A 15,336-nucleotide genomic window follows, 5' to 3' on the forward strand; every position below is an offset into this window, starting at 1 on the left:
AAAATTCTAAACCTTACTTCTAGAAATCCTTAATGCAGATTTGAGAGCCTCCCTCAAATCTCCTCCACATCCATCACCCCGTCGAGCGACTTCAGTGCGCCCTTGATCTGCGGGTTGATCGGGAAGGGCTGGCCCAGATCCATTTCCACATCGCCGGGCAGGCCGGGGTCCTGCAGGTACATATAAACCTCGCCGCGGGACGCATTGCGGGCTGCCGCCTTGGCGTCCTCCAGCACCTGCGCCACGGTGCCGACAGCTGCCGCATCGCTCAGGTAGACCCGCAGGGAACTGCGCCCGGCATCGGCAATGGCACTGTCCACCGGACCAACCGAGCGCACCAGCAGTTTCAGCTGGTCGCTTTCCATTGTCGCCTCAGCCGTAATCACCACCTTGGCGCCGGTTTCCAGAAACTCGCGGCTCTTCTCCAGCACCTCGGAGAACAGCGTCACCTCATAGGCGCCTGACGGATCCGACAGCTGGGCAAAGGCAAAGCGGTTGCCGCGCGCCGACTTCCGCTCCTGCCGCCCGGCCACAACGCCGCCCATCTTGGCCATGAACGGCCCGCGTTCGGCCTTGGCCGTCACCTCGTCCAGCGTCATCACCTTCTTGCGCTTCAGCGCAGGCATGTAGTCGTCCAGAGGGTGGCCCGACAGATAAAAGCCAATCGCCTTGAATTCCTCAGACAGCCGCTCGGCAGGCAGCCAGTCCGGCACATTGGGCAGCCGCGGCTCCGGCAGGTCCTCACCCGCCTCGCCGAACAGCGACACCTGGCTGGAATTCCGCTGGTCGTGCACCGCGGCGGAGTAATCCACCAGTGCGCCCAGGCTCTCAAACACCCGGCGGCGGTTGCTGTCCAGCTGGTCAAAGGCCCCCGCCCGCGCCAGCATCTCCAGCGGCCGCTTGCCGACCTTTTTCAGGTTCACCCGGCGGGCAAAGTCGAAGACATTGACAAAGGGACGTTCGCGGCCGTCCTCGTTGCGTGCCTCGGCCACCAGCCGCATCACGTCCAGGCCGACATTCTTCAGCGCGCCCAGCGCATAAACCAGCTCACCGTTCACCACGTTGAAGGTCGCCAGCGACCGGTTGATGCAGGGCGGCACGTATTTCAGCCCCAGCCCCTTCTTCACTTCCTCGAAGTAGATCGCCAGCTTATCGGTCAGATGGATATCGCAGTTCATGACCCCGGCCATGAACTCCACCGGGTGGTTCGCCTTGAGCCAGCCGGTCTGATAGGACACCACCGCATAGGCCGCGGCGTGTGATTTGTTGAAGCCGTAGTTGGCGAATTTTTCCAGAAGGTCGAAGACCTCACTGGCCTTCTTCTTGTCGACCCCGTTTTCCGCCGCGCCCTTCTCGAATTTCGGGCGCTCGGCGTCCATCGCCTCCTTGATCTTCTTACCCATCGCCCGGCGCAGCAGGTCGGCGCCGCCCAGCGTGTAGTTCGCCATCACCTGGGCGATCTGCATCACCTGCTCCTGATAGACGATGATGCCTTGGGTTTCCTCCAGGATGTGGTCGATCAGCGGGTGCACCGAAGTGATCTCGCGCTGGCCGTTCTTGACCTCGCAATAGACCGGGATGTTTTCCATCGGGCCGGGGCGGTACAGCGCCACCAGCGCCACGATGTCCTCGATACAGGTGGGTTTCATGCGCTTCAGCGCATCCATCATGCCGGTGGATTCCACCTGGAACACCGCCACCGTCTTGGCGCGCGAGTAGAGGTCATAAGTGACCGTGTCGTCCAGCGGAATGGCGTTGATCTGGTTCTCCGCCCCCTCCGGCGGCTCATAGAGCTGGGTGCCGTCCTCGGCGATATGCAGGTCGCGCCCTGACTGGAAAATCAGGTCCATGGCGTTTTGAATGACGGTCAGCGTCTTCAGGCCCAGGAAGTCGAACTTCACGAGGCCCGCCTGCTCCACCCATTTCATGTTGAACTGGGTCGCCGGCATGTCCGAACGCGGATCGCGGTAAAGCGGCACCAGCGCGTCCAGCGGCCGGTCCCCGATCACCACTCCCGCCGCGTGGGTGCCGGCAGAGCGCAGCAGGCCTTCCACCTGCTGGCCGTAGGTCAAGAGCCGGTCCACCACCGGCTCGTTGCGGGCCTCCTCGCTGAGGCGCGGCTCTTCCTTCAGCGCGTCGGCGATCGACATCGGCTTCACGCCTTCGACCGGGATCAGCTTGGACAGCCGGTCCACCTGGCCGTAGGGCATCTGCAAGACCCGCCCCATGTCGCGCACCGCCGCCTTGGACAAAAGCGCGCCAAAGGTGATGATCTGCCCCACCTTGTCGCGCCCGTACTTCTCCTGCACGTAGCGGATCACCTCTTCCCGGCGGTCCATGCAGAAGTCGATGTCGAAGTCAGGCATCGACACCCGTTCCGGGTTCAGGAAGCGTTCGAACAGCAGGCTGTAGCGCAGCGGATCAAGGTCGGTAATGGTCAGCGCATAAGCCACCAGCGAGCCCGCACCGGAGCCCCGCCCCGGCCCGACCGGAATGTCGTGGTCCTTGGCCCATTGGATAAAGTCGGCAACGATCAGGAAGTAGCCCGGGAACCCCATCCCTTCGATGATGCCCAGCTCGAAATCTAGCCGTTCTTGGTATTCCTCAACGCTGACAGCATGCGGGATCACTGCAAGACGCTGCTGCAGGCCTTCGTTAGCGATGCGGCGCAGCTCCGCCACCTCGTCATCGGCGAACTTCGGCAGGATCGGATCGCGCCGGTAGGCCATGAAGGCGCAGCGCTTGGCGATTTCAACCGTGTTTTCAATCGCCTCCGGCAGGTCGGCAAACAGCGCAACCATCTCCTCCTGGCTCTTGAAGTAATGCTGCGCGGTCAGCCGCCGGCGCGGCTCCACCTGATCGACATAGGCGCCCTCGGCGATACAGATCATCGCGTCATGCGCCTCGAACATCTCCGTGCTGGGGAAATAGACGTCATTGGTGGCGACCAGCGGCAGCTCCATGGCATAGGCCATCTCCACATGGCCGCGCTCTGTCTGCTTCTCTGCCTCGGGCTGGCCGTGCTCGCCCGGGTGGCGCTGCAACTCGACATACAGGCGGTCCGGGAAGATTTCTTTCAGCCGCTGCATCAATGCTTCCGCTGCCGGGCGCTGGCCCATCTGCAGCAGCCGCCCCACCGGCCCGTCCGGCCCGCCGCTGAGGCAGATCACGTCACCGGCGTTCTCTACCAGCTCCTCCAGCGTCACATGCGGCAGCTCTCCCCCCTGCCGCAGATACAGGCAGGAGTTCAGCTTCATCAGATGCTCGTAGCCTGCCTCGCTCTGCGCCAGCAGCACCAGCGGCGCGGGCGGCTTCGGCCGCTCGCCCGGGGCCGGTTCGGTGAAGCGCAGATCCACCTGGCAGCCGATGATCGGCTGCACCCCGGCACCGCTGGCCGACACGGAAAACTCCAGCGCCGAGAACAGGTTGTTGGTGTCCGTCACCGCAATCGCGGGCATTTCATGCTTCTTGCACAGGTCCGGCAGCTTCTTCAGCCGCACGGCGCCTTCCAGCAGCGAATATTCGGTATGGGTGCGCAGGTGAATGAATCGGGGAGAGCTTGTCATGCCGCCACGCTATCTTATTGACACGCGGGGGTGAAAGGGCGATCTGCGCACTGAACACCCGCCAAAACCGGTGTGGTGGGCGCTGCATTTTATCCATTTTGTTGAAACTCTTTCGCATCCAGCGCGTAAAGCCCCCGCAAACATGCGGATAAAACGCATAAATATGAATGCTCTACCCGCATAGCCCGCAATTTTCTTGCTCCGCAAAATACTGCAGCGCAGCACCGGTTTTCCTTGCTTTGGTAACGGGCCGCTCCCTAGGCTGTTGTCAGCAAGCAATAAAACAGCCCGCTTCCCCCTCTGCGCCGCATCGAGGGGGCGGCACAGAGGGTCAACAGGGTAAAGCGGCGGTATCGGGAAGATGGCACTCACCTTTCGTCTGAATGGTGAAGAGGTCCGCATTCCGGACGCAGATCCGTCGGCAACTTTGCTGGACTGGCTGCGCGACGAAAGGGGGCTTACCGGCACCAAGGAAGGCTGCAACGAGGGCGATTGCGGCGCCTGCACCGTCATGGTCACCGACGCGCGCGGCTCCAAGGCTCTCAACGCCTGCATCCTGTTCCTGCCGCAGCTGAACGGTAAATCCGTCCGAACCGTCGAGGGTGCCGCAGGCCCGGACGGCAGCCTGCACCCAATGCAGCAGGCAATGGTGGACCATCACGGCAGCCAATGCGGCTTCTGCACCCCCGGCTTCATCATGTCGATGGTGACCGCCCACGCAAATGGCGCCACGGACTTCGACGACCAGCTGGCAGGTAACCTGTGCCGCTGCACCGGCTACGCCCCGATCATCCGCGCGGCTGAGGCCGCCAAGGATGCCCCAGTGCCGGACTGGATCACCCGCGACCGCCCGGTTGACCCCGGTCCGCAGCCGCTAATGCCGCAGTCGGCAGACGAACTGGCGGAACTCTGCGAACAAACCCCGGATGCAACGCTGATCGCCGGCGCCACTGACGTCGGCCTCTGGGTCACCAAGCAGCTGCGCCACCTGCCGCAGATGATCTTCCTTGATGGCTGCGCGGACCTGAAGGGCATCGAGGTCACCGGCACCACCGTCCGCATCGGTGCCATGGCCGACATGAACGCCCTGCGCGCCGCGATGGAACCGCTGCATCCCTCCTTTTCTGAAATGCTGCGCCGCTTCGCCTCCCAGCAGGTGCGCGCCGCGGCCACCGTCGGCGGCAATATCGCCAACGGCTCCCCCATTGGCGACACGCCGCCCGCCTTGATCGCGCTGGATGCCACCCTGCACCTGCGCAAGGGGAACAGCCGCCGCGAACTGCCGCTGGAGGATTTCTTCCTCGACTATGGCAAGCAGGACCGCCAGCCCGGAGAGTTTGTCGAGGCCGTCAGCTTCCCCCGCCAGCCTGATACCCTCAAGGTCTACAAGCTGTCCAAACGCTTCGACCAGGACATCTCCGCCGTGCTCGGCGCTTTCAATATCACCGTGGAGAACGGCCGGATCACCGCCGCCCGCATTGCATTCGGCGGCATGGCAGGCATCCCGAAACGCGCCGCAAATGTCGAGGCGGCGCTGACCGGCCAGCCCTGGGATGAGGCCTCGATCCAATCCGCCGCCGCCTCGTTTGATCAGGATTTCACCCCGATGACCGACATGCGCGCCTCCGCCGGCTACCGGCTGGAAACCGCGCGCAGCATGCTCACCCGCTACTTCGCCGAGAAGGACGGCCAGGCGGTTTCGGTGCTGGAGGTCCGCCCATGAGCGTCTCCAAACCCCATCCCCATGACGCCGCAGATCTGCATGTGACCGGCGCCGCCCGCTATGTGGACGACATTCCCACGCCCGTCGGCACGTTGCATCTGGCCTTCGGCCTTTCCCCCATCGCCCGCGGCCATATCACCGGCATGCACTTGACCGAAGTACAGCACAGCACCGGCGTCGTTGCGGTGATGACCGCCAAGGGGCTGCCGTTTTCCAACGACGTCTCCCCTTCGATCCATGACGAGCCGCTGCTCGCGGCGGGCACCGTCAACTACGTCGGCCAGCCGGTGTTTCTGGTGGTCGCCGACAGCCACCGCAATGCCCGCATCGCCGCCCGCAAGGGTAAGGTCGACTATCAGGAAGAACCCGCCCTGCTGACCCTGGACGCGGCGCTGGCCGCCGACAGCCGGTTCGAGGAAGGCCCGCGCATCTATCAGAAAGGCGACGCTGCTGCCGCAATCGACGCGGCCCCGCGGATCGTCGAAGGCAGCTTCGAACTCGGCGGGCAGGAGCATTTCTACCTCGAAGGCCAGGCGGCCATGGCCTGGCCGCAGGAGGACGGCGGCATGCATGTCTTCTCCTCCACCCAGCACCCGACCGAGATCCAGCACAAGGTCGCCGACGCTATCGGCCTGCCGATGCACGCCGTGCGCGTCGAGACCCGCCGCATGGGCGGCGGCTTCGGCGGCAAGGAAAGCCAGGGCAACGCTCTGGCTGTCGCCTGTGCGGTTGCGGCGCGGCTGACCGGCAAGCCCTGCAAGATGCGCTACGACCGCGACGACGACATGGTCATCACCGGCAAGCGTCACGCCTTCCGCATCTCCTACCGTGCTGGGTTTGGTGACGACGGCAAACTGCAGGGCATCGAGTTCCTGCATCTGGCCGATTGCGGCTGGGCGCAGGACCTGTCGCTGCCGGTTGCCGACCGTGCCATGCTGCACGCCGACAACGCTTATCTGATCCCCAATATCCGAATCGAAAGCCACCGCCTGCGCACCAACCGGCAAAGCGCCACCGCCTACCGCGGCTTCGGCGGCCCGCAGGGCATGGTCGGGATCGAGCGGGTGATGGACCACATCGCCCATGACCTCGGAATGGACCCGGCGGAGCTGCGGCAGCGGAACTATTATGCGGCACCGGCGGAGGCGAAGCCGGACAACACCACGCCCTACGGCATGGAAGTCACGGATTTCGAGCTGCACGGGATGACGGCGGATCTGCTGCGCTCCTCGGACTACGCTGCCCGCAAGGCGGCGATTGCCGAATGGAACAAGACCCAGCCCCACCTGAAACGCGGCATCGCCTTCTCCCCCGTGAAATTCGGGATTTCCTTCACCCTCACCCACCTCAACCAGGCCGGCGCTTTGCTGCATGTCTACCAGGACGGCTCGGTGCATCTGAACCACGGCGGCACCGAGATGGGCCAGGGGCTGTTCCAGAAGGTGGCGCAGGTTGCCGCCAGCCGCTTCGGCATCCCGCTGGAGAAGGTCAAGATCACCGCCACCGACACCGGCAAGGTGCCCAATACCTCTGCCACCGCCGCCTCTTCCGGCTCCGACCTCAACGGCATGGCGGTGAAGGCCGCCTGCGACACCATCCGCGACCGGATGGCCGAACATCTGGCGCTGCAGCATCAGGCGAGGCCCGGCGATGTGGTGTTCAAAAACGGCCAGGTGCGGGTCGGCCAGGACATAATGACCTTCGATCAGGCCGCCATGGCCTGCTACCAGGGCCGGGTCAGCCTGTCGGCCACCGGCTTCTACAAGACACCCAAGGTCGAATGGGACCGGATCAAGGGCCAGGGCCGCCCGTTCTACTATTTTGCCTATGGCGCCGCGGTGACAGAAGTGGCGGTGGATGCCCTGACCGGCGAGAACCGCATCCTGCGCTGCGATATCCTGCATGACGCCGGCGCCTCGCTGAACCCGGCGCTGGACGTGGGCCAGATCGAGGGCGGCTATGTCCAGGGCGCCGGCTGGCTGACCACCGAGGAGCTGGTCTGGGACGACGCCGGCCGCCTGCGCACCCACGCGCCCTCCACATACAAAATCCCCGCCTGCTCAGACCGGCCCGATGTGTTCAACGTGAAACTCTGGGACGGGCAGAACCGCGAGGACACCATCTACCGCTCCAAGGCGGTGGGCGAGCCGCCCTTCATGCTGGGCATCTCCGCCTGGCTGGCGCTCAGCGATGCAGTTTCCGCCTTCGGGCCGGCCTACCCGGCACTGAACGCGCCCGCGACGGCAGAGGAAGTCTGGCGCGCAATCCGGAGGGTGCGCGATGGGATTTGACCTGCAAGCCCTCCGCGCGGCAGTTGCCGAACATGGCCGCGTGACCCGGGTGGTCATTGCCGCCATCCGCGGCTCCTCCCCGCGCGAGCCGGGCACCGCCATGCTGGTCTGGGAATCAGGCCAGAGCGGCACCATCGGCGGCGGCACCTTGGAGTTCGAGGCTGCCGAAGCCGCGCGGGATCAGATCGCCCCAAAACGTTTCAGCACCCACGCGCTGGGTCCGGACCTGGGCCAGTGCTGCGGCGGCGCTGTCACCCTGCTGAGTGAAGTCTACGAGGCTTCCGATCTGGACAGCCTGGACAGCGAAATCATTGCCCGCCCCGCCGCCCCCGCGCCGATGCCGATGGCGGTGAAACGCATCCTTGCCGCCGCCCGCAGCCAAGGCATCCCGCCCGAACCGCAGCTGGTCGATGGCTGGATGATCGAACCGGTTCACCATCCCAGCCGCCCGGTCTGGATCTGGGGCGCCGGCCACGTCGGCCGCGCGCTGGTGAAAGTGCTGGCGCCGCTGCCGGACATGGCAATCACCTGGGCCGACACGGCGCCAGAACGGTTCCCGGCTGACGTCCCAACCGGTGTCACCACGGTTCCGGCTGCTGACGTTGCGCTCCTTGTGCCGCATGCACCTGAAAACGCTGCGCATTTGGTGCTGACCTATTCCCACGCGCTGGATCTGGCGCTATGCCACGCCTTGCTGGGCCACGGCTTCGCTTTTGCCGGGCTGATCGGCTCAAGAACTAAATGGGCGCGGTTCCGCTCCCGCTTGGCGGCCCTGGGCCACAGCCCGGAACAGATTTCACGGATCACCTGCCCGATCGGCGATCCGGAGCTTGGAAAACATCCGCAAATGATTGCGGTCGGCGTTGCGGCCCAGCTGCTGCGCCACAGTGCAAAAGATGAACTGAGAGAGGGCGCACGCGCGTGACTGTACCACTGTTGAGCCTGCAGGGCCTGACCAAGGCCTACCCCGGAGTGGTGGCAAATGACACCGTCTCCTTTGACATCGGCGAGGGCGAAGTGCATGCCCTCCTGGGCGAAAACGGCGCCGGCAAGTCGACGCTGGTCAAGATGATCTACGGGCTGGTGAAGCCCGACAACGGCAAGATGCTGCTGCGCGGCCAGCCCTATGAACCCGCCGAGCCGCGCCAGGCGCGCGCCGACGGCATCGCCATGGTGTTCCAGCATTTCTCGCTGTTCGACGCGCTCAATGTTGCCGAAAACATCGCGCTTGGCATGGAAAACCCGCCGGAAATGCGCGATCTTGCCGCCCGCATCCGCGAGGTGTCGGAAACTTATGGCCTGCCGCTGGATCCGTTCCGCACCGTCGGCGACCTGTCGGCAGGCGAGCGCCAGAGGGTCGAGATCATCCGCTGCCTGCTGCAGGACCCGAAACTGCTGATCATGGACGAACCGACCTCGGTTCTGACGCCGCAGGAGGTGGAGATCCTGTTCAAGACCCTGCAAAAGCTGCAGTCCGAGGGCACCTCGATCCTCTATATCTCCCACAAGCTGGAGGAAATCCGCACCCTCTGCGACCACGCCACTATCCTGCGGCTGGGCAAGAATGTGGGCGAATGCATCCCCTCCGAGACCTCCGCCCGCGACATGGCCGAGATGATGGTCGGCAGCACCCTGCAGACCCCCGAACGCGGCAGCCGTGAATTCGGCGCCGTGGCAATGGACATCTCCGGCCTGTCGGTGCCTGCCCCCTCCGCCTTTGGCACTGCGCTCAAGAACGTGCATCTGACCGTGCGCAAGGGCGAAATCCTCGGCATCGGCGGTGTTGCCGGCAACGGCCAGGACGAGCTGCTGGGCGTGCTGTCCGGCGAAACCCTGACCGAGGCCGACGCGGTGAAGCTGCACGGGGAACCGATCGGCAAGCTTGGCCCCACCGCCCGCCGCAAGCTCGGCGTGCTGGCCGCGCCGGAGGAACGCCTCGGCCACGCCGCCGCCCCGGACATGAGCCTCACGGAGAACGCCATGCTCACCGGCTCGGTGCGCGAGGGGCTGGAGAAAAACGGCTTCCTCGACTGGGGCGCCACCAAGGATTTTGCCGAGCGCATCATCAAGGCGTTTGACGTCCGCACACCGGGTCCCGGCAATGCTGCGCGGTCGCTGTCCGGCGGCAACCTGCAGAAGTTCGTGATCGGGCGCGAGGTGCTGCAGGACCCGGATGTGCTGGTTGTGAACCAGCCGACCTGGGGCGTCGATGCCGCTGCAGCCGCCGCCATCCGCCAGTCGCTGCTCGATCTGGCCGCCAAAGGCGCCGCGGTGATCTGCATCAGCCAGGATCTGGATGAGCTGATGGAAATCTCCGACAGCTTTGCCGCCCTCAACGAAGGCCGCCTCAGCGCCCCGCGCGAAGCCGCAGGCCTGACGGTGGACGAGATCGGCCTGATGATGGGCGGCGCCCACGGCATGGAGGTGGCGCATGTCTGACCTCCGCAACAGAAATCAAAAGAAGAAACAGGGAGCCGCTGCATGATCCGGCTTGAGAAACGGCCGCAACCGTCGCGCGCCTGGTCAATGGCGACGCCGCTGGTGGCGGTGATTGCCACCATGATCGTTGGCGGGCTCTTGTTCGCAGCACTTGGCAAACCGCCGGTTGAGGCGATCCGCACCATTTTCTGGGAACCGCTGTTTGGCGAGTTTTCCTTCTACTACCGCCCGCAACTGCTGGTCAAAGGCGCGCCGCTGGTGCTGATCGCCATCGGCCTGTCGCTGGGCTTCCGCGCCGGCATCTGGAACATCGGCGCCGAGGGCCAGTACATCATGGGCGCCATCTTTGGCGCCGGGGCGGGCCTTGCCTTCTACCCTTCCGAGTCCTTCCTGATCTTCCCGTTCATGGTCCTCGCAGGCGCCTTTGGCGGCTGGATCTGGGCAATGATCCCGGCGGTGCTGAAAACCCGCTTCGGCACCAACGAAATCCTGGTCTCGCTGATGCTGGTCTATGTGGCCGAACAGTTCCTGGCCTCGGTCTCGCTGGGCCTGTTGAAGAACCCCGAAGGCTTCGGCTTCCCCGGTTCCCGCAACCTTCAGTCCTGGGACGCCGCCCATAACGCCGAGCTGATTGCAGGCACCGGCATGCATTGGGGCGTGGTGGCGGCGCTGATTGCGGTGATCTTTGCCTATGTGCTGCTGAACCGCCACATGACCGGCTACCACATCCGCCTGACCGGCGAGGCGCCGCGCGCCGCCAAATTCGCCGGTGTGAACCCTACCCGGCTGGTGCTGTTCTGCCTCGGCACCTCCGGCGCGCTGGCGGGCCTTGCCGGCCTGTTTGAGGTCTCAGGCCCGTCGGGCCAGATCAGCATCGACTTCAACGTGGGCTATGGCTTCACCGCGATCATCGTCGCCTTCCTGGGCCGCCTGCACCCCGTCGGCATCCTGCTGGCAGGCGGGCTGATGGCGCTGACCTACATCGGCGGCGACATCGCGCAGTCGAACCTGCAGCTGCCCGCAGCCGCCATTCAGGTCTTCCAGGGGATGCTTCTGTTCTTCCTGCTGGCCTTCGACCTGCTGACCAATTTCCGCATCGCAATCGGCAAGCCGGAGGTGGCGTGATGAAGCAAGTTGCTACCGTATTCGCAAAATCCGGATTCATCAGCTTCCTGGCACTCATCATTCTTGCAATGACACCGATGTCGTACCTTCCACAGTTTCTGAGCCTTGCGGCCGCGGGCTGGGAAGGGCTCGTTCTGGTTCTAATAATTGGTGGTGTCCCATTCGGAGGGTTTCTTCTGACCTTCATCATCAGCCGCTCCGGTGAACGCCTCCTCAATGCGGCATCGCTTGCGGGTTTCTGGATTGGCTCAATCTCAGGCTCTCTGGCCGGCACTAAACTGATGGGGGCTTCCTGATATGGATCTTTCTGCAATCAACCCGGTCCTGCTCATCGCCTCGCTGATGGTGGCGGCAACCCCGCTGCTGCTGGCTGCGATCGGCGAACTGGTGGTCGAAAAGGCCGGCGTGCTGAACCTCGGGGTCGAGGGGATGATGATCGTCGGTGCAATCGCAGGCTTTGCCACCGCGGTGGAAAGCGGCTCGCCCTTCCTTGGCTTCATCGCCGCCGCCATCGCAGGCGCGGCGCTGTCGATCCTGTTTGCCATTCTCACCCAGTTTGCCCAGGCAAACCAGGTGGCCTCCGGCCTGTCGCTGACGCTGTTCGGGCTGGGGCTGTCGGCGCTGATGGGGCAGTCCTATGTCGGCATCAAGCCGCCGCAGATGGGCGATATCCACATCCCCGTGCTCAGCGACCTGCCGGTGGTGGGCCCGATCCTGTTCGGCCATGACATCATCCTCTACTTCGGCATCGCGCTGACCGCCGCGGTCTGGTGGATGCTGAAATACTCCCGGCTCGGCCTGGTGCTGCGCGCGGTCGGCGAGAACCACGACGCCGCCCATGCGCTGGGATACAAAGTGCTGAAAATCCGCCTGCTGGCGATCATGTTCGGCGGTGCCTGCGCGGGCCTCGGCGGCGCCTACATCAGCCTGATCCGCGTGCCGCAATGGACCGAAGGCATGACCGCCGGCATCGGCTGGATTGCGCTGGCACTGGTGGTCTTTGCCAGCTGGAAACCCTGGCGCGCACTGCTGGGTGCCTATCTCTTTGGCGGCGTCACTGTGGTGCAGCTCAATCTGCAGGCCGCAGGCGTTGCCATTCCGGTCGAGTATCTGGCAATGTCGCCCTATCTGATTACAATCATTGTGCTTGTTATCCTTTCGGCGGACAAAAGCAGCGCACCTGCCTCGCTTGGCCGCAACTTCCACGCCTCCCGCTAGACGGGGGGCTTTTCACTGCCCCCTGCCGGGGCCAATAGATCCAACTGGGGAGAACCTGATGAAACTGACCAACCTTCTGACCAGCGCCGCCGTGGCGCTTGGCCTGGCCGCAGGCGCGGCCTGGGCCGAAGACAAAACCAAGGTGGGCTTTGTCTATGTCGGCCCCGTCGGCGACGGCGGCTGGACCTATGAGCACGACCAGGGCCGCAAGGCGGTTGAAGCCGAATTCGGCGATCAGGTCGAAACCGTCTACGTGGAAAACGTCGCCGAAGGCCCGGATGCCGAGCGCGTGATGACCCAGATGGCGCTGGAAGGCGCTGACCTGATCTTCACCACCTCCTTTGGCTACATGGACCCGACCATCAACGTCGCCAAGAAATTCCCGAACGTGAAATTCGAGCACGCCACCGGCTACAAGCGCGCCGACAACGTTTCGACCTACTCCGCCCGCTTTTATGAGGGCCGCGCGGTGCAAGGCACCATCGCGGGCCATATGACCGAGTCGAACATCATCGGCTACATTGGTTCCTACCCGATCCCGGAAGTGATCCGCGGCATCAACTCCGCCTATCTCCACGCCAAGAAGGTGAACCCCGACGTCCAGTTCAAGATCGTCTGGGCCTTCACCTGGTTCGATCCGGCGAAAGAGGCTGATGCCGCCAAGGTGCTGATCGAACAGGGCGCCGACGTGATCCTGCAGCACACCGACTCCACCGCGCCGCAGGCCGCCGCACAGGCCGCCGGCAACGTGATCACCTTCGGCCAAGCCTCCGACATGTCGGAATACGCGCCGAAACCGCGCGTCTCCTCCATCATCGACGACTGGGCGCCCTACTACATCGCCCGCACCAAGGCCGTGATCGACGGCACCTGGGAATCGGTTGATACCTGGGACGGCATTGGCGCCGGCATGGTTGGCATCGGCGAAATTTCTGATGTGGTGCCTGCGGACGTCAAAGCCGCTGCACTGGCAATCAAGGACGCACAGGCCAACGGCACCTACCACGCCTTCACCGGCCCGATTAACAAGCAGGACGGCTCTGCCTGGCTGGCAGAGGGCGAAACAGCCGATGACGGCACCCTGGCCGGCATGAACTTCTATGTCGAAGGCATCGAAGGCGACATCCCGCAGTAAGCGGCCCCTCCTATGACACACAAAGGCCCGCCATTTGGCGGGCCTTTTTTGTTGCCCCAAGAACGTCTGAGCTCAGCAAAGCCTGCTGACACACCCTGTCACTGCCCTGATGTACTCCCCGCTCCACAAGCCCGCGGGATCCTGCCCGCGGCGCGCTCAGGCACTTTGGAGATTGCTTTTGAAACTGAATTACTTCGTTGTCGGCACCAACAACATGGACGCCGCGGTCAAATTCTATGACGCGCTTTTTGAAAACCAGGGGTTCACCCAGGTCCGGCCCAGCGAACGGATGACCTATTGGCTGAAGGACGATTTTGCCTTTGCCGCCGCCCTCCCCTTTGACGGCGCACCGGCCGCCAATGGCAATGGAACCATGGCAGGCTTCAGCCTCGGCTCCGCAGATGAGGCCGCCCGGCTACACAAAAAGGCGCTCGAACTCGGCGGCACCTGCGAAGGCGCGCCGGGGCAGCGCGGACCGCGGTTCTCGGCCTATGTGCGGGACCTGGACGGGAATAAGCTTTGCTTTGCGGACTGAGCAAGCCGCAATGGCAAAAGGCGGACCCGCAGGCCCGCCTTTCCTGTCCTTTCGGCAAGACCCGCCTCAGTGCCCGGACAGCACCAGCGTCTGCACCGGCATCAGCAAGAGCCGCAGCCGCAGGCCCGCCGCATGGACCACGCCGATGGTGTCCACCACATGCAGGAAGGCCCACTCAGCGGTGCCGATGCTGTCGTCATGCTCCAGCCGCTCGTGGTTGCTGGTATAGACATTGGCCAGGCAATTGCTGCCCGGCGGCAGCGCCTCGGCAGTGCCCTCGTAAAGCGGCTCCATGAAGACGGTGATGGTGCCGGGCTTGCGCATGTTGCCCAAGTCGCGCAGCTCATCCGTGGGGCGCAGCTGGCCGGTTGCGATCACGTCCTGCACTTCGACCACCACCATAGGGATCACCGTGAAGGGCTTGGTCATGCAGCCGATCTCACCAATCATGCCGGGCTTGATCACCTGCGCCGACATCTGGTTGAACCCCGCCTGGAAGCGGTTCCTGCCAGAGGCCAAAGGCACCAGAATGCCTGCCGGGCGCAGCACCGGACTGACGTAGTCGCCGACCTGCAGCGCGAACTGCTCCACCCGGCCATCGACACCGGCACTGATCAGCGTTTTGTCCAGCTCCGCCTGCGCCAATTGCAGCTGCGCCTCGGCGCTGGCCATCTGGGCCGGGATCAGCACCTCGATCTGCTGCTCCACTGCTGCCTTCTGCGCCCGCGCAGCCTCAACCGAGGCCGCCCTCTGGTCCACAAGGTTCTCCAGCCGTTCGATCTCAGCCGGCCGCACCGCGCTGGAGCCCTGGTCCCGCAGCGTCTGGTTCCGTTCCAGATCATCGCGTGCCTGCGTCAGCGCCGCCTGCGCCTGGGCAATGCCCGCATCTGCCTGGGCCAAGTCTGTATCTGCCAGCTTGCGCGAGGCCTCAACCTGAGCAATCGCCGCATGGGCGGATTCAAGGGCAGCCTTTTGCGACAGCCCCTCCAGCCGCAGGATCGGATCGCCGGCCTTCACTTCCTGATTGTTGACGACATAGACCTCGGCCACCCGCCCGCCGACCTGCGGCAGGATGGTGACAGTGCGGAAGTAGGAGGCCACCGTATTGGTCGCCGGATGGAAATAGAACAGCGTGGTCAGCACCGTCAGGGTCAGCATCACGCAGGCCGTCAGACCCCAGCGCAACTCGTACCAGACAGAAAACAGCGTCAGCTCCTGGCCGACCCGCTTGCCCTGCACAAAGCGGCGGAACAGGAAGTCCGGCAGGATGGTGACCAGCGCGCACAGAAGTGTCTCGATCATGG

The 15,336-nt window shown here is 64.3% G+C and carries 11 protein-coding genes; 9 read left to right on the plus strand and 2 right to left on the minus strand.

Annotation, left to right across the window (positions count from 1 at the left end):
* Positions 1-53: 53 nt before the first annotated feature.
* Positions 54-3,566: a DNA polymerase III subunit alpha gene (gene dnaE / locus RA25_RS21700; RefSeq protein ID WP_039174956.1), complete on the minus strand. Its 3,513-nt coding sequence runs from the start codon at positions 3,564-3,566 to the stop codon at positions 54-56.
* Between the two features lie 361 nt (positions 3,567-3,927).
* On the opposite strand from dnaE, the gene RA25_RS21705 reads away from it, so the two are divergent.
* The 9 genes from RA25_RS21705 to RA25_RS21745 all read left to right on the plus strand — a co-directional run bounded on the left by RA25_RS21705 (position 3,928) and on the right by RA25_RS21745 (position 14,032).
* Positions 3,928-5,289: a xanthine dehydrogenase small subunit gene (locus tag RA25_RS21705; RefSeq protein WP_039174958.1), complete on the plus strand. Its 1,362-nt coding sequence runs from the start codon at positions 3,928-3,930 to the stop codon at positions 5,287-5,289.
* Positions 5,286-7,580, plus strand: coding sequence for a xanthine dehydrogenase molybdopterin binding subunit (xdhB, locus tag RA25_RS21710; RefSeq protein ID WP_039174960.1), 2,295 nt, complete (start codon positions 5,286-5,288; stop codon positions 7,578-7,580). The genes RA25_RS21705 and xdhB overlap by 4 nt, the downstream gene beginning before the upstream one ends.
* Complete coding sequence (gene xdhC / locus RA25_RS21715) at positions 7,570-8,505, plus strand: xanthine dehydrogenase accessory protein XdhC (protein WP_039174962.1); 936 nt, start codon at positions 7,570-7,572, stop codon at positions 8,503-8,505. Before xdhB ends, xdhC begins: the two co-directional genes overlap by 11 nt.
* Positions 8,502-10,019, plus strand: a complete 1,518-nt coding sequence (locus RA25_RS21720) for an ABC transporter ATP-binding protein (protein WP_019294791.1) — start codon at positions 8,502-8,504, stop codon at positions 10,017-10,019. The genes xdhC and RA25_RS21720 overlap by 4 nt, the downstream gene beginning before the upstream one ends.
* A 42-nt stretch (positions 10,020-10,061) precedes the next feature.
* Complete coding sequence (locus RA25_RS21725) at positions 10,062-11,144, plus strand: ABC transporter permease (RefSeq protein ID WP_019294790.1); 1,083 nt, start codon at positions 10,062-10,064, stop codon at positions 11,142-11,144.
* A complete protein-coding gene (locus RA25_RS21730; protein ID WP_039174964.1) occupies positions 11,144-11,440 on the plus strand; it encodes a hypothetical protein in 297 nt (98 codons plus the stop codon). Before RA25_RS21725 ends, RA25_RS21730 begins: the two co-directional genes overlap by 1 nt.
* 1 nt (position 11,441) lies before the next feature.
* On the plus strand, positions 11,442-12,362 hold the full coding sequence (locus RA25_RS21735) for an ABC transporter permease (protein WP_039148584.1): 921 nt from the start codon (positions 11,442-11,444) through the stop codon (positions 12,360-12,362).
* Positions 12,363-12,420: 58 nt separating this feature from the next.
* Positions 12,421-13,497 (plus strand): BMP family ABC transporter substrate-binding protein, encoded by a 1,077-nt coding sequence (locus RA25_RS21740; RefSeq protein ID WP_039174965.1) that lies wholly within the window; start codon positions 12,421-12,423, stop codon positions 13,495-13,497.
* A 178-nt stretch (positions 13,498-13,675) separates the two neighbouring features.
* Positions 13,676-14,032, plus strand: a complete 357-nt coding sequence (locus RA25_RS21745; protein ID WP_019294787.1) for a VOC family protein — start codon at positions 13,676-13,678, stop codon at positions 14,030-14,032.
* A 66-nt stretch (positions 14,033-14,098) separates the two neighbouring features.
* On the opposite strand, the gene RA25_RS21750 is transcribed toward RA25_RS21745, so the two are convergent.
* A complete protein-coding gene (locus RA25_RS21750) occupies positions 14,099-15,334 on the minus strand; it encodes an HlyD family secretion protein (RefSeq protein ID WP_019294786.1) in 1,236 nt (411 codons plus the stop codon).
* Between the last annotated feature and the right edge of the window lie 2 nt (positions 15,335-15,336).

The sequence above is a fragment of the Leisingera sp. ANG-S5 genome (genome assembly GCF_000813925.1).
GTDB lineage: Bacteria > Pseudomonadota > Alphaproteobacteria > Rhodobacterales > Rhodobacteraceae > Leisingera.

Excerpts from the sequence above, each read along its gene's own strand:
- dnaE (WP_039174956.1), bottom strand. The coding sequence starts at position 3,566 with ATGACAAGCTCTCCCCGATTCATTCACCTGCGCACCCATACCGAATAT.
- RA25_RS21705 (WP_039174958.1), top strand. The coding sequence starts at position 3,928 with ATGGCACTCACCTTTCGTCTGAATGGTGAAGAGGTCCGCATTCCGGAC.
- xdhB (WP_039174960.1), top strand. The coding sequence starts at position 5,286 with ATGAGCGTCTCCAAACCCCATCCCCATGACGCCGCAGATCTGCATGTG.
- xdhC (WP_039174962.1), top strand. The coding sequence starts at position 7,570 with ATGGGATTTGACCTGCAAGCCCTCCGCGCGGCAGTTGCCGAACATGGC.
- RA25_RS21725 (WP_019294790.1), top strand. The coding sequence starts at position 10,062 with ATGATCCGGCTTGAGAAACGGCCGCAACCGTCGCGCGCCTGGTCAATG.
- RA25_RS21730 (WP_039174964.1), top strand. The coding sequence starts at position 11,144 with ATGAAGCAAGTTGCTACCGTATTCGCAAAATCCGGATTCATCAGCTTC.
- RA25_RS21735 (WP_039148584.1), top strand. The coding sequence starts at position 11,442 with ATGGATCTTTCTGCAATCAACCCGGTCCTGCTCATCGCCTCGCTGATG.
- RA25_RS21740 (WP_039174965.1), top strand. The coding sequence starts at position 12,421 with ATGAAACTGACCAACCTTCTGACCAGCGCCGCCGTGGCGCTTGGCCTG.
- RA25_RS21750 (WP_019294786.1), bottom strand. The coding sequence starts at position 15,334 with ATGATCGAGACACTTCTGTGCGCGCTGGTCACCATCCTGCCGGACTTC.